The organism is Dechloromonas sp. H13 (assembly GCF_009469615.1).
Classification (GTDB): domain Bacteria; phylum Pseudomonadota; class Gammaproteobacteria; order Burkholderiales; family Rhodocyclaceae; genus Azonexus.
The window spans coordinates 34,573-51,617 of sequence record NZ_SSXX01000003.1; the positions used below are offsets into that span (position 1 = coordinate 34,573).

Here is a 17,045-nt window from a genome sequence, read left to right on the forward strand (position 1 = left end):
CTAACCGGTCCAGGCGAATTTGAGCAGGCGTTCGAGGTCGGCGCGCACGTCCCTGGCGGCGACCTCGGGGGGGTAATCCATGATCCGCCGGCCCTGCGGGTCGACGATGTGCAGGCGGTAGCCGGCAGTACCGGTTGCGCCGGTGAGCCAGCCGTCCGGCACCGTGGCGATGACCAGATCGGGTTGAAGGCTGCGGGCGGTCGCCAGGGCGGCATCGTTCGGATGGTCGCTGAGGACGACGCGGCGCAGGCGACCCATGTCCTTGTTGAGCGCAACCTGGATGCGGCGCATCTCGTCGACCCGGTCGCCGCAGCCGGCGTCGCAGGGACCGCTGCCATTCAACAGCAACAGCCATTTGCCGCCCAGGTCCGCCGTCGCCAGCGCCTGTCCCTCGGGTGTCAGCAGGCCGCTGGCCGGCAGCGGGCGCGGGGGATCGACCAATTGGCCGTGATTGGCGGTGCGCGCCGGCTGCCAGCCGAAAAGGTAAAGGCCGGCGGCGACCGCGAAGGGCAGCGCGAGCAGGCCGGCGACCAGCGCCAGCATGGTGAGGCCGTTGCGGGGGCGCGGCGCGGGCAGGGTGTGGGCGGTGGTCATGGCCGGCGCACCAGGAAATAGGCCCAGATGCCGAGGCTGGCGACGGCGAAGCCGAACCACTGCAGGGCGTAGCTGCGGTGACGGTCGGCGCGTTCGTCGGGGCGCGGCCAGTCACGCAGGTAGCCGCCGGGCGCCGTCGCATCGAGCTGGACGACGACGGGCTGCAGCGGGTAGGGCAAGGTCTGGCGGAATCGTTCGAGGTCGAGGTTTTGCCAGACCGGTTCCCAGCCGTTCGCCGGCTGCGCGGCGAGGTTGAAGAAGCGTTGCCCGGGAACGACGGCGATACCCGTCACTTCGACCGTTCCGGCCGGTGCATCGGCGACTGGAAGAATGCGGTGATCGGCGGCGGCCGGCAGCCAGCCGCGATTGACCAGAACGTGCATCGTCGAGCCTTCGAGGCGCAACGGGGTGATCACATGGTAGCCGGCCTGTTCGCGGTACGTGCGGTTGTCGATCAGGACCTGGCGCGGCGCATCGTAGGTGCCGCGCAGGACGATCCGCCGGTAGCGCAGCGACTCGCCATCGGCGGGAGCGGTCGGCATCGCGACCGGCGCGTCGCCGCTGCGCTGGTCGAGTTCCAGTTGCATGCTCGTTTTGGCTTCGGCCTTGCGCCATTGCCACAGCCCCAGCGACATGAAGGCGGGCAGCAGCACGGCCAGCAGCAAGCCGCCGAGCAGCGCCACCTGCCGCCGGCTGCTCCTTGCCGGTGCCGCGGTCCGGCGCGCATACTGGCGAGCGACAAGTCGCTCGGGAGGTTCGCCGATGATCAGGTTGCTGGTGGTGCTGCTCTTGTTGGCCATCGTGGTCAGCCTGTTTTCCGGGCTCTTCTTTCTCTACCGCGACCGGGGCAGCGGCGTGCGCACAGCGAAGTTGCTGACTTGGCGCATCGGATTGTCCATCCTTCTTTTCCTCCTGCTGTTGATCGGATTCCGTTTCGGGTTCATTCCCGGCTACAGCCAGTAGACGAACACGAAGAGGATCAGCCACACCACGTCGACGAAGTGCCAGTACCAGGCGACGCCCTCGAAGGCGAAATGGCGCTCGGCGGTGAAATGGCCGCTCAGGCAGCGCAGCAGGATGACCAGCAGCATCACCGTGCCGAGCGTGACGTGGAAGCCGTGGAAGCCGGTGAGCATGAAGAAGGTGGCGCCGTAGACGCCGGCACCCATGGTCAAGCCGAGTTCGCTGTAGGCGTGGTGGTATTCCCAGGCCTGGAAGCCGAGGAAGGTCGCGCCGAGCAGGATCGTGGCGGCCAGCCCGAGATTGAGCTGTGTCCGCCTGCCGCGCAGCAGCGCCCAGTGCGCCCAGGTGACCGTCGCGCCGGAGCTGAGCAGCAGGGCGGTGTTGAGCGCCGGGATGCCCCACGCGCCCATCGGCGTGAAGGGCGTGCCCTTCGGCCCGCTGGTCGGCCAGGTGCCGCTGAAATCCGGCCACAGGCTGGTGCCGTGGGTTTCTGCCATGCCGCCGAGCACGGGAACCGAGATTATCCGCACGTAGAACAGGGCGCCGAAGAAGGCGGCAAAGAACATGACTTCGGTGGCGATGAACCAGATCATGCCGTAACGGAAGGAGCGGTCTTCCCAGTCGCGGTAGGCGCCGCTCTGCGATTCGCCGATGACCTTGCCGAACCAGCCGAAAAGCACGTAGAGAATGACCGCGAAGCCGCCGAGCATGACCCAGCGCCCGAGCAGGAAACCATTGATCGACTGGATGAAGCCGAGCGCCAGCAGGAACATTCCGCCGGACAGGATGACCGGGTAGAGGCTGGGCTGGGGAACGAAATAGTGGTCGCGGGGCGCGCCATGGGCAGCACTGGTTTTCATTGGACCTCCCGGGCGGTCAGCGTCTGGCGCTGGCCGTCGATGCTGAAAAAGGCGTAGGACAGCGTGATGTGGGCGATGTCGCGGTCGACCTCCGGTTTGACGATAAAAGCGAGCGGCATCTCGCGCGCTTCGCCGGGTCCCAGCGTCTGCTGCGAAAAGCAGAAGCATTCGATCTTGTCGAAATGCTGGGCGGCCTGGCCGGGCGTCACGCTGGGAACGGCCTGCCCGGTCACCTCGCGGTCCGAGGTGTTGCGCACCAGGTAGCTGACCTGCTGCAGTTCGCCCGGATGAATGTCGAGGCTCAGGGTGAGGGGGCGCATGTCCCACGGCAGCCCCGGCATCACGGTGCCGGTGAATTCGACGCGGACCGTGCGCGTGACGTCTACGACCATGGCCGGCGCCGTGCCGGCCTTCAGGCCGCCGACCGAGAAGCCGTCGCGCGCCGGCCCCGGGGCGCCGGTCTTGCCGTTGAAGCCGGTGACTTCGCACAGCACGTTGTAGAGCGGCACCATGGCGAAGGCGAAGACGAATGCCGCGGCTACCAGCAGAAGCAGGCGGCGTATCAGTCGCGCATTGTCCTGCGGTGCCGGGTGAGCCTGTTCCATGGCTTCAACGCTTGATGAACAGGCCGGCCACGTAAAGCAGCAGGGCGATGGCGGCGATCAGCCAGCCGAGCCGGCGGGAAGCGGTTCGGCGTTTTGCCAGGTCTTCGCTGTCGAACGGTTGTTCCATGGGCGCCTCCGGGGCTATTTGATCTGCGGCTGAACTTCCCAGCTATGGTGCGGCGGGGGCGACGACAGTTCCCATTCCAGCCCGTCGGCCCCTTCCCAGACCCGGCCGTCGGCCTTGGCGCCGCCGCGCACGCAGGACCAGACGTTCCAGGCGAAGATCAGCTGACTGAAGCCCAGGATGAAGGCGCCGACCGTCGAGATGGCGTTGAACTCCGCGAACTGCAGTGCGTAGTCGGGGATGCGCCGTGGCATGCCGGCCAGGCCGAGGAAGAACTGCGGCATGAAGGTCAGGTTGAAGGACACGACGGTCAGCCAGAAATGCAGCTTGCCCAGCTTCTCGTTGTACATGTGGCCGGTCCATTTCGGCAGCCAGTAATAAACGCCGGTCATCACCCCCATGATGCCGCCGGCGAACAGCGCGTAATGGAAGTGGGCGACGACGAAGTAGCTGTGGTGGTACTGGGCGTCGGCCGCCACGTCGGCGAGGATCAGCCCGGTCAGCCCGGCGATCCCGAAGAGGACGATGAAGCCGACGGCGAACAGCATCGGCGTCTCGAAGCTCATCGCCCCCTTCCACATGGTGGCGATCCAGCAGAAAAAGAGTACGGCCAGCGGTAGCGAGATGGCCATGGTGCTGAACATGAAGTAGATCAGCGCCGGCACCGGCATGCCGGCGGTGAAGAAATGGTGCGCCCATACCACCACCGAGAGCACGCCGATGGCGATGAAGGCATAGACCTGCGCCGTGTAGCCATAGACCGGTTTGTGCGAGAAGGTGGACAGCACGTGCGGCATCAGCCCCCACACCGGCAACAGCAGGATATACACCTCGGGGTGCCCGAAGAACCAGAACAGATGCTGGAAGAGAATGGGGTCGCCACCGCCGGCTGCATTGAAGAAATGCGTGCCGAAATGGCGGTCGGTGAGCAGCATGGTCACCGCGCCGGCCAGCACCGGCAGCGTGGCGATCAGCAGGAAGGCGGTGATCAGCCAACCCCAGGCGAAGAGCGGAAGCTTCATCATGGTCATGCCCGGCGCCCGCATGTTGAAGATGGTGACGATGATGTTGATCGAGCCCATGATCGACGAGATGCCCAGGATATGCACGGCGAGAATGGCGAAATCGACCCCCATGCCGCCCTGCACCGAGAGCGGCGCGTAGAAGGTCCAGCCGGTGGCGATGGCGCCGTCGCCGATGCCGAACAGGGCCAGCGTGAAGGGCAGGGTGAGCAGGATGGCGGCCGGCGGCAGCAGCCAGAAGCCCCAGTTGTTGAGCCGGGGCAGGGCCATGTCGGGGGCGCCGATCATGAGCGGGATCATCCAGTTGGCGAAGCCGGTGGCGGCCGGCATCAGCGCCGCGAAGATCATCACCAGCGCGTGCACGCCGATCAGCTGGTTGAAAAACTCCGGCCGCATGAGTTGCAGGCCGGGCTGGAAGAGTTCGGCGCGCACGGCGAGGATCATGATGCCGCCGACGAAGAACATGACCAGCGCGAACGTCATGTACATCGTGCCGATGTCCTTGTGGTTGGTCGTCGTCAGCCAGCGCAGCAGGCCGGACGGATAGTGTTCGTGGGGTGCTTCGGCGGGATGGGTAGTGGCAATGCTCATGTCCGTCCTCCTAGCGCAGGGCCTTGATCTGGGCAGGCTGGATCATGTCGCCCATCTTGTTGCCGAAACTGTTGCGTTCGTAGGTGATCACCGCCGCCAGCTCGACATCCGACAGCGAATTGCGGAACGCCTGCATCGCCGTGCCGGCCTTGCCGTTGAACACGCGATCCACGTGGCCGTCCTTTGCCGCTTTGCCGTTCATGTCGAGCAGCGGCCCGTTGACGATCTTGCTGCCGGCCAGCGCCGGGAAGGCGGGGGGCAGGCCCTGACCTTCGTTCTGGTGACAGGCGGCGCACTGCTTCTCGTAGACCGTCTTGCCTTCGGCGATCAATTCATCCTTGCTCCACGTCCGGTCGCTGCTGCCGGCGGCGGCCTGGGCCTCGGCTTTCCGGGCCTCAAGCCAGGCCAGGTATTCCGCTTCCGGCACGGCGTGCACGACCACCGGCATGAAGCCGTGATCCTTGCCGCACAACTCGGCGCACTGGCCGCGATAGATCCCTGGTTTTTCGATGTTGACCCAGGTTTCGCGCAGGAAGCCCGGAATGGTGTCGCGCTTGACGCCGAACTGCGGTACCCACCAGGTGTGGATGACATCCGTCGACGTCAGCAGGATGCGGACCTTCTTGCCGACCGGGAGAACCACCGGCTTGTCCACTTCCAGCAGGTAGTGTTCGCCCTTGGCTTCGGCGTTGGCGATCTGGTCGCGCGGCGTCGCCAGTGTGCTGATGAACCTGACACCCGCCTCCGGGTATTCGTACTGCCATTTCCACTGCATGCCGGTCACCTTGAGCACCATGTCGGCACGTGTCTTGGTGTCCTCCATCGTGATGATGGCCTTGACTGCGGGAATGCCCATCAGCACGAAGTCGATGAAGAGCAGGATGGCGAAGGGAATCAGCACCCACAACCATTGCAGTGCGCTGCGCGGGCCGGTGAAGCTGGCGGCCTGGTGGCCGACGCTCTTCCGGTGCTTGATCATCGAGTAGATCATGATCGCGAACACCACCACGAACAGGATGGTGATGATAAGCATGAACTCGTTGTGGATGTGGAGGGTTTCCCGCGCGATCGGCGTGACCGGTTCCGGGAAATTGAAGTTGTAGGCGGCACCGGCAAGATTGGGGAGCAGCGCCAGGGCGAGACAGCCAAGGGGGTGTCGCAAAATTCTGCGGAGGAGATTCATCGCCGTGTTTCCGGCGGGTCGACTGTCTGGCGCAGGTCTTTTCATCCCGTTCCCTCCCCTTGTGAGAACTGATCTTTGCCATCAGAATCGGTCGTCCGGAAATAGTTCAGAAAATTTCGCGATGGATCGCCGCCTGTTTCTCGCGTATTCCTGCTGGCTGCTGCTGGCCTCCTGCGAGCGGCCGCCGGTCGCGTTCCGCAACACCGACCTGACCGGCGCCACCTTCGCCACTGAACTGGAACTGAGCGACCACAACGGGCAGCGGCGCGCGCTTGCGAATTTTCGCGGCCGCGTGGTGATCCTGTTCTTCGGCTATACGTCGTGTCCCGATATCTGCCCGACGATGCTGGCGCGCCTGGCGGCGGTGATGAAAGCGCTGGGGCCGGCGGCGGATAAGGTGCAGGTGTTGTTCGTCACGCTCGATCCGGAGCGCGACAGCGCGGCGCGCCTGAAGGATTTCGTCCCTTGGTTCCACCAGTCGTTTCTCGGCCTGCGCGGCGATGCCGACGAAACCCGGAAGGTGACCGAGGCGTTCCGCATCTTCAGCGCCCGCAAAACTGTCGACAGCGACCTCGGCTACGTGCTCGACCACTCGGCCGGTGCCTATATATACGATCCGGCCGGGCGCCTGCGCCTTTACGTCAGGGATACCGCCAGCGTCGACGACATCGTCGCCGACGTCGGCCAGTTGCTGGCCGGGCGTTGAGCGTGCCGAATCAGGACGGCTTCTGTTGCCCGAAGGCGGGCAGGGTGATGTGGAAGCGCATGGCCAGCAGGCGCAGGCCGAGCACGATGGCCATGCCGGCCCAGGCCGCGGCGACCGGCGGGATGCCGATTTCCTGCAGGCCGATCAGCGACAGCGCACCGATCCAGGCCGCTGTCGCGTAAAGCTCCCCCTGCAGGAAGACAAGCGGCACGTCGTTGCACAGGATGTCGCGCAGGACGCCGCCGACCACGCCGGTGATGACGCCCATCAGGCTGGCGGCCAGCCACGGCACATGCCATTGCAGGGCGATCTGGGTGCCGAGAATGGTGAATAGCGCCAGCCCGATGGCATCCGGGATCAGGAACAGCTTCGGCGGCACCGGCAGCGAGCGGGCGACGAAAAACGTGGCGAGGCCGGCGCCCAGCGCCGTCATCAGATAGGCCTGGTCGACCACCCAGAAGATGTTGCGGTCGAGCAGCAGGTCGCGGATGGTGCCGCCGCCCAGCGCCGTCGCCACGCCGACCAGCAGGGCGCCGATCAGGTCCATCTGCTTGCGGCCGGAATCGAGGACGCCGGTCAGTGCGTTGACCGCCACCGCGGCCATGCCGACCCAGTAGAGCAGGGTGTCGATGCTCACCTCAGTGCAGACGTTCCTTCATCGCGCGCTGGGCTTCGCGCTTCGCATCCTTCTCCTGCGCGTCGCTGCGCTTGTCGTGCTGCTTCTTGCCCTTGGCCAGGCCGACCTCGAGCTTGATGCGGCCGCGCGTGTAATGCAGGTCGAGCGGGACGAGGGTGTAGCCGGCGCGTTCCACCTTGCCGATCAGCTTCATGATCTCCCGGTCGTGCAGCAAAAGCTTGCGGGTACGGGTCGGGTCGGGGTTGACGTGGGTCGAGGCGGTCGCCAGCGGAGTGATGTGCATGCCGATCAGGAATATCTCACCATTCCGGATGATGACGTAGGATTCCTTGATGTTCATCCGGCCGGCGCGGATGGCCTTGACCTCCCATCCTTCGAGGGCAATGCCAGCCTCGTACTTCTCCTCGACGGAGAAGTCGTGAAAGGCTTTTTTGTTGACCGTGATGCTCATGCCGCCGGGTGATCCTTTAAAATCGCGCATTCTACAGGATTCAGGAACCCTCTCGACGCATGGCACTGGTCGAAAAATCCGTACTGATCGGGCAATCCGCCGGACGCATGTTCGAGCTGGTGGATCGTTGCGAGGACTACCCGGCCTTCCTGCCGTGGTGCAGCCAGACCGAGGTCAAGTATCGCGATGCGCAACGCACGGTGGCGACGCTGCACATCAACTATCACAGCGTCAAATCCTGCTTCACCACCGAGAACGACAAGGAATTTCCCGGCGCCATGAAGATTCTCCTGGTCGATGGACCTTTCCGTCGTCTCGAAGGCTCCTGGCATTTCCGGGCGCTGGCCGAGCATGCGTGCAAGATCGAGTTCCAGCTGCACTACGAGTTTTCCAGCAAGGTTTTCGAGAAGGTCATCGGTCCGGTCTTCAGCCACATCGCGAATACCTTCGTCGATGCCTTCGTGCGCCGTGCCGCGCAGGTCTATGGAGAAAGCAATGGCTGAAATGCTGAATGTCGAAGTCTGCTACGCCCTGCCCGAGAAGCAGCTGCTGGTTCCCGTCAAGCTGCCGGCTGGCGCGACCCTGCAGCAAGCCCTGGAGGCCTCGGGCATTCTTGAGAAGCATCGGGAAATCGATCTCAAGAAGAACAAGTTCGGCATCTTCGCCAAGCTGTCCAAGCTCGACAGCCCGCTGCGCGAAGGCGATCGCGTCGAAATCTACCGGCCGCTGATCGCCGATCCCAAGGAAGTGCGCAAGCAGCGCGCGGCCGAGGGCAAGGTCATGAAAAAAGGCGCCGGCGATGCCGACGCCTCCGAGGCGTAGAAAGGGTCGCCCTTTATTACTTGCAGGACTCGGCGATCACCTGCCGGGCGCGTTCCATCTCCTGTTCCTTGACTTCGCCCTCGACGAACACCTCGCCGCCCTTGCCGTCGGGCACGACCATCCGGTGGTTGCCCGATTCGAGGATCGCCAATTGCTGGCGCGCGCGTTCGCAGGCTTCCCGCTTCTGGGCCGTGGCGGCGGCATCCTTGGCCTCGCGCTCGCTCCGTTCACGGGCTTCCTGCTGACGCTTCCTGAAATCCATTTCCCTTTCCGCGGTCGTCCGCGGCGCGCTTTCCTGCGCCGCGCCGCTTGCGGCCGCTGGTGCCGGCGCGGGCGAGGTGTCCATCTTGCGCACTTCGCGAATGCCGGGCGGGGGCGGCCGGTCGGAAATCACCAGTCGGCCGTTGCTGTCGCGCCACTGGTAGGTCTGGGCATGGCTGGTCACGACGGTTGCGGTCAACGCGATTCCGAGGGCAAAAACCAAGGCGTTTTTCATGGTCATCCAGAGTTTTGTTCGATTTCTGTATAATACGTTTTTGTGACCTTGGATCAAAGGCCATGCGCATTCTGCAAAAAGCCCTAACTTTTGACGACGTCCTGCTCGTCCCCGCCCATTCCCAGATTTTGCCGCGCGATGTCAGTCTGTCCACCCGGCTGACGCGCAACATCACCCTGAACCTGCCGCTGCTCTCCGCGGCAATGGATACCGTGACGGAAGGCCGTCTCGCCATCGCACTGGCCCAGGAAGGCGGCATCGGCATCATCCACAAGAACCTGTCGCCGAAGCAGCAGGCCGCCGAAGTGGCCAAGGTCAAGCGTTTCGAGTCCGGCATCCTGAAGGACCCGATCACGGTTTCGCCGTCGATGACGGTGCGTGACGTGATCGAGATCACCCGCCAGTACAAGATTTCCGGCCTGCCGGTGATCGACAGGGCGGGCAAGGTCGTCGGCATCGTCACCAACCGCGACCTGCGCTTCGAAACCAATCTCGACCAGCCGGTCAAGGCCATCATGACGCCGCGCAAGCGCCTGGTGACTGTGAAGGAGGGCGCCAGCGTCGAGGATGCCCAGGAACTGATCCGCAAGCACCGCCTGGAGCGCGTGCTGGTTGTCGACGATGACTTCCGCATGCGCGGCCTGATCACCGTCAAGGATATTCTCAAATCGACCGAGCACCCGCTGGCGAACAAGGACGCTTCAGGTCGCCTGCGTGCCGGCGCCGCGGTCGGCGTCGGCGCGGGAACCGAGGAGCGCGTCGCCTTGCTGGCCGAGGCCGGCGTCGACGTCATCGTCGTCGATACGGCGCATGGCCACTCGCAGGGCGTCCTCGACCGCGTCAACTGGGTCAAGAAGAATTTTCCGCAGATCGAAGTCATCGGCGGCAACATCGCGACGCCCGATGCGGCCCGCGCACTGGTCGACAGTGGCGCCGACGCGGTCAAGGTCGGCATCGGCCCCGGTTCCATCTGCACCACGCGTATCGTCGCCGGCGTCGGCGTGCCGCAGATCACGGCCATCCAGAACGTTTCCGAATCCCTCAAGGGCAGCGGCGTGCCGATGATCGCCGACGGCGGCATCCGCTACTCCGGCGACATTGCCAAGGCGATCGCCGCCGGTGCCGACACCGTCATGCTCGGCGGCCTGTTCGCCGGTACCGAGGAAGCGCCGGGCGAAGTCGAACTGTTCCAGGGGCGCTCCTACAAGTCGTACCGCGGCATGGGGTCGCTCGGCGCCATGCAGGCGGGGTCGTCCGACCGTTATTTCCAGGAAGCCACGGCCAATGTCGACAAGTTCGTTCCGGAAGGCATCGAGGGGCGGGTTCCCTACAAGGGCTCGGTGCTGGCCGTGATTCACCAGTTGATGGGCGGCGTGCGCTCCTCGATGGGCTACCTGGGCTGTGCGACGATCGCCGAAATGCACGAGCGCGCCACTTTCGTGGAGATTACGTCAGCCGGCGTGCGCGAATCGCACGTTCATGACGTTCAGATCACCAAGGAAGCGCCGAACTACCACGTCGAATAACGCGATGAGCAAGTGGCCAATCTGGCTCAAGGTGCTCGTCGTTGTCGTCGGCATCGGCGGTGTCATCGCCTTTTCCCAGCTGCTGCTCTATCTCGACCGGATGGGCGCCAGCAAGTTCGATCTCTGACAGGTGCCGGATTTTCCGGCACTTTTTTCTTTTATCGCTGAACCGGTACATTCCACCATGTCCCACCAGAAAATCCTCATTCTCGATTTCGGTTCCCAGGTCACCCAGCTGATCGCCCGCCGCGTCCGCGAGCAGCAGGTCTATTGCGAACTGCACCCGTTCGACGTTTCCGACGACTTCATCCGCGACTTCAAGCCGAATGGCATCATCCTCTCGGGCGGCCCGAATTCGGTCTACGAGTCGCTCGACTGGAAGGCGCCGCCGGCGGTGTTCGAACTGGGCGTCCCGGTGCTCGGCATCTGCTACGGCATGCAGACCATGGCGCAGCAGCTGGGCGGCAAGGTCGAAAGTTCGGGCAAGCGCGAGTTCGGTTTCGCCGAGGTGCGGGCCCGCGGCCATTCCCGGCTGTTCAAGGGCATCCAGGACCGGACCAACGCTGAAGGCCACGGCCTGCTCGAAGTGTGGATGAGCCACGGCGACAAGGTCACCGAACTGCCGGCCGGCTTCAAGGTCATCGGCAGCAGCGAATCCTGCCCGGTGGCGGCGATGGCCGACGAGGCGCGCGGCTTCTACGCCGTCCAGTTCCACCCGGAGGTGACCCACACCATCCAGGGCAAGGCGATGATCGCCCGCTTCGTGCACGAAATCTGTGGTTGCGGCCACGACTGGAACATGCCGGACTACGTTAACGAGGCGATCGCCAGGGTGCGTGCCCAGGTCGGCAGCGACGAGGTCATCCTCGGCCTGTCGGGCGGCGTCGATTCCTCGGTCGTCGCGGCGCTGCTGCACAAGGCGATCGGCGAGCAGCTGACCTGCGTCTTCGTCGACAACGGCCTGTTGCGCCTCAACGAGGGCGAGCAGGTCATGCAGACCTTCGCCCGCAACCTAGGCGTCAGGGTCGTCCATGTCGATGCCAGCGAGCAGTTCATGGGCCATCTGAAGGGCGTTTCCGACCCGGAAGCCAAGCGCAAGATCATCGGCCGCGAATTCGTCGAGGTCTTCCAGGCCGAGGCGGCCAGATTGCCCAACGCCAGGTGGCTGGCGCAAGGAACAATTTACCCGGATGTCATCGAGTCGGCCGGCGCCAAGACCGGCAAGGCGCACGCGATCAAGAGCCACCACAACGTCGGCGGTCTGCCGGAAACGCTGAGCCTGAAGCTGCTCGAACCGCTGCGCGAGCTGTTCAAGGACGAAGTCCGCGAGCTCGGCATCGCCCTCGGCCTGCCGCACGAAATGGTCTATCGCCATCCCTTCCCTGGTCCCGGCCTCGGGGTGCGCATCCTCGGCGAGGTGAAGAAGGAATATGCCGACCTGCTGCGCCGCGCCGACGCCATCTTCATCGACGAACTGCGCGCGGCCGACTGGTACGACAAGACCAGCCAGGCCTTCGCCGTCTTCCTGCCGGTCCGTAGCGTCGGCGTGATGGGCGACGGCCGCACCTACGAATTCGTGGTCGCCCTGCGCGCCGTGCAGACCCAGGATTTCATGACCGCGCACTGGGCCGAGCTGCCGCACAGCCTGCTCGGCAAGGTGTCGAACCGCATCATCAACGAGGTGCGCGGCATCAACCGGGTGGTCTACGACATTTCCGGCAAGCCGCCGGCGACCATCGAGTGGGAATAAAATATCATCCTTTCAAGTCGTCTCACGCCGTCCGGATTTTCTGCAATTTACCCGCTATAACAACCAGTTAGCGTCTCATGGCGTCTCACGCCGTTCTAGTAAAGCCCGACTAAAGTGTCGGTATTGCTGACGGTATCGAGATCTGGTCCTTGAACGACCCAAGTTGATACCGTCAACTGCGTTGACGGTATCGGTTGACGGTATCAGTTTACGGAGGATCAGATGCTCACTGACATGCAATTAAGGGCGTTGAAGCCCACTGGGAAGATTTACAAGGTTGTTGACCAGCAGGGGCTCTATGCCGCTGTTACGCGGACTGGGGTTGTCAGTTTTCGGTTTGACTACCGGGTGAATGGACGCCGCGAGACCCTGGTGATAGGCAAGTACGACCCGACGGTCGGCGCCAAGAAGCCGCGCGAACTGGACGAGTTGGACTATGGCATGTCCGTGTCTCTGGCAGAGGCGCGCCTATTGATGACACGGGCGCACCGATCCGTCGAGCAGGGCGAGAGCCCCTCACGTTCCAAGGTTGAGAAGCGGACCGAAGCTGCTGACGCGCTCACGTTTGGTAGTTGGGCAGAAAAGTACTTCGCGGAGGCTGATCTGGCCGAGTCCACAAAGGCCATGCGTAAGTCGGTCTATGATCGCAACCTGGCAGATGAGTTTGGCCGTCTGAAACTGGAAGAAATTACCCCGGTACGTCTGATGGCCAGATGCGAGAAGATCAAAGAGCGTGGCGCGGCAGCGCCGGCCGTCCACGCTCGCGAGATCGTGTTGCAGGTATTTCGATTCATTCAGGCTCGCGGATTGAAGATCGATAATCCCGCCGCGTCGATTCGACCCAGTGCCATTGCCACATTCAAAGCTCGCGACAGAGCGCTGACGCCAGCCGAGATTCATACCTTTTTCAACGCGCTTGAGCACACAGCGACGATGTCCACGTTGCGCCTAGCGGTCAAGTTCATGTTGCTGACACTGGTGCGCAAGACCGAGTTCATCGAGGCTAAATGGGACGAGGTGAACTTCGAGACGGCAATCTGGACGATCCCGAAGGACCGTATGAAGGCAGGGCGCCCGCACAACGTGTACCTGAGCCAGCAGGCGCTCGATATTCTGGTGGCCTTCAAAACTTGCTTCAGTGCCAGTTCGTACCTGCATCCGGGACGGTACGAGACCGAGTTGCCTATCAGCTCGGCCACGCTGAACCGGGTGATCGACGCCACCGTGAAAGTGGTCCATGATCGGGGCGAGGACTTTGAGCCCTTCACCGTGCATGATTTGCGCCGCACGGCCAGCACGCTACTGCATGAGGCAGGCTTTAACAGCGACTGGATCGAGAAGTGCCTTGCACATGAACAGCGCGGTGTACGTGCTATCTACAACAAGGCTGAGTACGCCGAGCAGCGCCGAGCAATGCTTCAGGCCTGGGCTGACATGTTGGATGCCTGGATCAAGAATAGCGCGAGCGTGGTGCCCATTAGACGCGGTGCCGCCAGCGTTGCTTAACGATATCAGTTGCCGTTTGATGGTTATCTGATGGGGCGTGCCGAGGATCATATTGGCATAGTGGTCTAAACTTGCCATATGGATATCCTGAGTCAGTAGGAGTCGATCGGAATGCGAAAACTCATCTTCATAGTTTTCATCGCGCTGGGCGCGCTAATCGGCTTGATCGCTGCTGCGAATACCGATTGGGGAACCCGCCTTGTAATGATGGGCGTCGGCGCACTTTTCGGAGCGCCCATTGGCGGGGCGCTGGCTAGCATTGGTTGGAAGGGGCGGCAGCCCCTTGAATGGGACGAGAATCCGCTCCCCGGGATGGGCACCACGCCGAAGGATCTAGCTGCGAACTACTGGCGTGACAAAGGCCATCCTCCATTCATGAAGCCATCTGAAGCTGAACCCGGCAAGCACATGTTCGACCCGGATAGGCTCGGCTGACTACTTTCGCAACAAGTCCTTCACTACATCCTTTGCGTTGTCGAGTGTCGCTCCAGCGTCCTTACCGACCTGCTTACCTGACTGCACCAGCAGCGATTTCTTCGATGCAAGCGTTCCGTCATCAGTCTTGATGATCTCAGCCTTGGCGTCAAAGCTTGTGCGGCTCGATTCTGCATCCGATCGTATTTTATTGCCTTTGGTACGAACCTCCTCTCGGACAGGCGACACCATTGGGGCAGTTTCCTGCGACGGCTTGGCGTTTCCAAACCGTGATGTTTGTTCCCGGTTGGATTGGTGCAGCCTGGCTATATCGGGCGTCAGGGCACCATCGCCTCGCTGATGCGCATGCTGGTCCCGGATATCGCCAAAGGAGGCCGGTAATGCGGCCCCGTCGGAGAACACTCGATTCGGGCGAAGAGATTGTCGCGCCAATTCGGATTCCATCAGGGTATGGGCTGCGGCGCTGTTGCCGCCGTACTGGTCAGCATAGCGCATGAACATCTCCAGGTTGTGCGGGTCCTGAGCGATGTCGATGGAAATGGTTTCTCCCTTCTCGTGGGCGGCAGACATGCGCTCCGCGAAGGCCGTACGCTCAGCGAGACTCGCCTCAGCGCGCTCCGATCGTGCATGCGTGAAAGCAAGGCGAGCAGTCATGTCGCGCGCTTCGCGCGAATCATTGGCTATCGTGCTCATGAAGCTCGCGTCGCGCGACACCCTGTCGCCGAACTGTTTGAACTCTGCCAACTGTTCGTTGCTCATGCTGCCCAGGACCTTTTGTTCCTGTGCCGATAAGCCAGACAGGTAACTTTTGTCCGCGCTGGCGTTCAGCCGACCCCCAACTGCGCCGGCGTTTAATCCCAGGTGGCCGGCTGCTCCAAACGCGATACTGGCAACTTGAGACTGCGACAGTCCTGTGCTATCGGCCACACTCTTTGATATCTGATCCAGCCTGTTCAGTGTTTCGCCCACCTGCTCGAAACTGCTGGACGTGGAGCCACTGCTCCTGCGCGATGAGTGCAAGTTGGTCAGCCCGCGCGATAATGCTTCCGATAGCACGGCCGCGCGCTCAGTGCTGGCTGCGACAGCCTCGTTTCGTGCGGAGTCGGCTTGCCGACTTGCCTGCACCACATCCTGCTCGGACACCCGCATCGACACCACCCTCGACGCAAACCCCTGGTTGCGCAGCAGGCTGACGGCGGTTCGCCCGGTCAGCGCATTCGACGAGAACGTGTTCCCGCTCAGATCGTTTTGCCAACTGCCCATGAAAGCCGAGGTGCGGTTGGGCGCCAGTTGCATCTGATCCATCCCCACATTCCCCATGGAAACGTTGCCGACGGTGGATGCCGAGGTGCCACCCGAGATCATCGCCTGCAGGCCCGATAGCCCACCGACCAGCGCCGTCCCGAAATTCTCCATGCGCTTCAAGGCCGCCCAGGCGATGAAGGGGATGCTGATGGCGAGGTAACCCACGACGGCCTCGCCCGAGATCGCCCGCGAGTAGATCGTTGAGGCGGTCTGTAGGGCCAGCGCCTTGGTGCCGGTGCCCAGGTCCGCCGCGGCCGCCAGATCGTAGGCCGCGTAGATCGAGGCCATGTAGTTGAGGATGGCGTAGAGCGGCGGCCAAAGCTGGATCCAGATGAGCACGGCCGCATAGCCCTTGAAGGCCAGCATCGTCTCGCGTCCGCTGGTGAGCAGGAGCAGCAGTACGAAGAGCGGGAACATCGCGTAGGTCACCGCCTCGACCACATTGCGGAAAACCGGCAGGGCCTGCTCGGCCACCTTGCCGTAGTTGAGCCAGGTCGCGTTCTGCTGGGCCACCGCCTGGGCCCGGCCGACCGCCAGCACCATGGCCGCTGGATCATTGACCTTCTGGCCGACGATCTTGCTGGTGTCCTCGAGTGCGTTGAGCACCGCGTTCTGCCGGATGAGGTCGGCAGCCGTGGCGGCGGCGGTGGCGATGCTGTTCTTGAGATAGGCCTGCTGAATTTGCCCGGCGATGACGGCCGCGGCAGCGGCACCGGGCAGCGTCGGGTTGAGCTGGAAGGCCAGGCGCCCCTGAATGCGGGTGATCTGCGCCGGCAGTCGCCCATTGAGACTCTGGTACACGTTCGGGCAGGTGTCGACGCCGACGCTGCCGCCCGCGGCGGTCAACGTGCTGAACCGTGCCGGATTGGGCGAGGCCATCAGCGGCCAGACATCGTCGGACGCGGAGAAGGTGGCCGGATCGAGGGTGCCGTCGATGAGGTCGTAGGTCGTGCAGTTGTGGATGAAGTTGATGAGGTCGGTGCGGAACGCCGGGTCCTGGAACACCACGTTGCCGGTTTCGCGGATCAGGCGATTGCCGAACATCAGGCCGTTCTGCTGGTAGCTCAGCTCGGCGGGCAGGGCGCCGATGCCCGGAATGACCTGGAACGCCGTCTCGAAAAGCCCGGTCAGCGTGTTGCCGATGGTGCTCGTGAGGCTGCCCAGGACGGCCACGCCGAAGGGCACGTTGTCGACCACCTTGACCGCGGAGCCGCCCGTCTTGTCTATGATGCCCACGGTCACCTTGGGTACGATCAGCACCGAAAAAACCAGCACCACCGTGCCCAACCATTTCCAGCCCTGCAGTTTCTCGGGGGCGAAGGCGTAGGCGATGAGCGCCGCAACGAAGCCGCAGAAGGCGACAGCGGCTACAGCCGACAGGTAGTCCCCCGATGCATGGATTGCGGCGGCGGCGTTGAAGACACCGAACAGGCTGTCGGCATTCTGATAGGCGTAGATTTCCCACATGG

Annotated in this window: 20 protein-coding genes; 9 read left to right on the forward strand and 11 right to left on the reverse strand. The window is 63.3% G+C overall.

Annotation, left to right across the window (positions count from 1 at the left end; genetic code table 11):
• Both GH660_RS08530 and GH660_RS08535 read right to left on the reverse strand, forming a co-directional pair.
• Window positions 1-594 (reverse strand): hypothetical protein, encoded by a 594-nt coding sequence (locus GH660_RS08530; protein WP_153146248.1) that lies wholly within the window; start codon window positions 592-594, stop codon window positions 1-3.
• Window positions 591-1,394, reverse strand: a complete 804-nt coding sequence (locus GH660_RS08535; RefSeq protein ID WP_228276419.1) for an SURF1 family protein — start codon at window positions 1,392-1,394, stop codon at window positions 591-593. The genes GH660_RS08530 and GH660_RS08535 overlap by 4 nt, the downstream gene beginning before the upstream one ends.
• Between GH660_RS08535 and GH660_RS08540 the strand changes: the two genes are divergently transcribed.
• Window positions 1,357-1,557 (forward strand): twin transmembrane helix small protein, encoded by a 201-nt coding sequence (locus GH660_RS08540; RefSeq protein WP_153146249.1) that lies wholly within the window; start codon window positions 1,357-1,359, stop codon window positions 1,555-1,557. The genes GH660_RS08535 and GH660_RS08540 overlap by 38 nt on opposite strands.
• Here the strand turns inward: GH660_RS08540 and GH660_RS08545 are convergent.
• The 5 genes from GH660_RS08545 to coxB are packed head-to-tail and all read right to left on the reverse strand — an operon-like array spanning window position 1,545 to window position 5,942.
• On the reverse strand, window positions 1,545-2,417 hold the full coding sequence (locus GH660_RS08545) for a cytochrome c oxidase subunit 3 (RefSeq protein ID WP_153146250.1): 873 nt from the start codon (window positions 2,415-2,417) through the stop codon (window positions 1,545-1,547). The two genes, GH660_RS08540 and GH660_RS08545, sit on opposite strands and share 13 nt — an antisense overlap.
• Entirely contained in the window at window positions 2,414-3,022 is a 609-nt protein-coding gene (locus tag GH660_RS08550; RefSeq protein ID WP_153146251.1) for a cytochrome c oxidase assembly protein, read from the reverse strand. The genes GH660_RS08545 and GH660_RS08550 overlap by 4 nt, the downstream gene beginning before the upstream one ends.
• A 4-nt stretch (window positions 3,023-3,026) precedes the next feature.
• On the reverse strand, window positions 3,027-3,149 hold the full coding sequence (locus GH660_RS18125) for a hypothetical protein (protein ID WP_255478804.1): 123 nt from the start codon (window positions 3,147-3,149) through the stop codon (window positions 3,027-3,029).
• Between the two features lie 14 nt (window positions 3,150-3,163).
• Complete coding sequence (ctaD, locus tag GH660_RS08555; RefSeq protein WP_153146252.1) at window positions 3,164-4,759, reverse strand: cytochrome c oxidase subunit I; 1,596 nt, start codon at window positions 4,757-4,759, stop codon at window positions 3,164-3,166.
• A gap of 10 nt (window positions 4,760-4,769) precedes the next feature.
• Window positions 4,770-5,942: a cytochrome c oxidase subunit II gene (coxB, locus tag GH660_RS08560; protein ID WP_153146253.1), complete on the reverse strand. Its 1,173-nt coding sequence runs from the start codon at window positions 5,940-5,942 to the stop codon at window positions 4,770-4,772.
• 121 nt (window positions 5,943-6,063) lie between these two features.
• Here coxB and GH660_RS08565 point away from each other — a divergent pair, with 121 nt between their 5' ends.
• Complete coding sequence (locus GH660_RS08565) at window positions 6,064-6,648, forward strand: SCO family protein (RefSeq protein WP_153146254.1); 585 nt, start codon at window positions 6,064-6,066, stop codon at window positions 6,646-6,648.
• Window positions 6,649-6,658: 10 nt separating this feature from the next.
• Here the strand turns inward: GH660_RS08565 and GH660_RS08570 are convergent, their stop codons facing one another.
• The gene (locus GH660_RS08570; RefSeq protein WP_368666111.1) at window positions 6,659-7,285 is read right to left on the reverse strand and encodes a trimeric intracellular cation channel family protein; all 627 of its coding nucleotides are present in this window, start codon (window positions 7,283-7,285) and stop codon (window positions 6,659-6,661) included.
• A gap of 1 nt (window position 7,286) precedes the next feature.
• A complete protein-coding gene (smpB, locus tag GH660_RS08575; protein ID WP_153146255.1) occupies window positions 7,287-7,736 on the reverse strand; it encodes an SsrA-binding protein SmpB in 450 nt (149 codons plus the stop codon).
• A gap of 59 nt (window positions 7,737-7,795) precedes the next feature.
• On the opposite strand from smpB, the gene GH660_RS08580 reads away from it, so the two are divergent.
• Together GH660_RS08580 and GH660_RS08585 are read left to right on the forward strand one after the other, a co-directional pair.
• Window positions 7,796-8,239, forward strand: a complete 444-nt coding sequence (locus GH660_RS08580) for a type II toxin-antitoxin system RatA family toxin (RefSeq protein ID WP_153146256.1) — start codon at window positions 7,796-7,798, stop codon at window positions 8,237-8,239.
• Complete coding sequence (locus GH660_RS08585) at window positions 8,232-8,558, forward strand: RnfH family protein (protein WP_153146257.1); 327 nt, start codon at window positions 8,232-8,234, stop codon at window positions 8,556-8,558. The genes GH660_RS08580 and GH660_RS08585 overlap by 8 nt, the downstream gene beginning before the upstream one ends.
• Before the next feature lie 16 nt (window positions 8,559-8,574).
• Here GH660_RS08585 and GH660_RS08590 read toward each other — a convergent pair whose 3' ends face one another.
• Window positions 8,575-9,054, reverse strand: a complete 480-nt coding sequence (locus GH660_RS08590; RefSeq protein ID WP_194266269.1) for a DUF4124 domain-containing protein — start codon at window positions 9,052-9,054, stop codon at window positions 8,575-8,577.
• Between the two features lie 62 nt (window positions 9,055-9,116).
• On the opposite strand from GH660_RS08590, the gene guaB reads away from it, so the two are divergent.
• From guaB to GH660_RS08610, 5 genes are all read left to right on the forward strand, one after another.
• Window positions 9,117-10,580 carry an IMP dehydrogenase gene (gene guaB / locus GH660_RS08595; protein ID WP_153146259.1) on the forward strand — a complete coding sequence of 488 codons (1,464 nt, stop codon included), beginning with the start codon at window positions 9,117-9,119 and terminating at the stop codon, window positions 10,578-10,580.
• A gap of 4 nt (window positions 10,581-10,584) precedes the next feature.
• Entirely contained in the window at window positions 10,585-10,707 is a 123-nt protein-coding gene (locus tag GH660_RS18130) for a hypothetical protein (RefSeq protein WP_255478805.1), read from the forward strand.
• 57 nt (window positions 10,708-10,764) lie between these two features.
• Window positions 10,765-12,330, forward strand: coding sequence for a glutamine-hydrolyzing GMP synthase (gene guaA, locus GH660_RS08600; RefSeq protein ID WP_153146260.1), 1,566 nt, complete (start codon window positions 10,765-10,767; stop codon window positions 12,328-12,330).
• Window positions 12,331-12,552: 222 nt separating this feature from the next.
• Complete coding sequence (locus GH660_RS08605; RefSeq protein ID WP_153146261.1) at window positions 12,553-13,836, forward strand: site-specific integrase; 1,284 nt, start codon at window positions 12,553-12,555, stop codon at window positions 13,834-13,836.
• A gap of 111 nt (window positions 13,837-13,947) precedes the next feature.
• Window positions 13,948-14,271, forward strand: coding sequence for a sulfite exporter TauE/SafE family protein (locus tag GH660_RS08610; protein WP_153146262.1), 324 nt, complete (start codon window positions 13,948-13,950; stop codon window positions 14,269-14,271).
• Here the strand turns inward: GH660_RS08610 and GH660_RS08615 are convergent, their stop codons facing one another.
• Complete coding sequence (locus GH660_RS08615) at window positions 14,272-17,043, reverse strand: conjugal transfer protein TraG N-terminal domain-containing protein (protein WP_153146263.1); 2,772 nt, start codon at window positions 17,041-17,043, stop codon at window positions 14,272-14,274. It abuts the gene before it with no gap.
• Window positions 17,044-17,045: the final 2 nt, after the last annotated feature.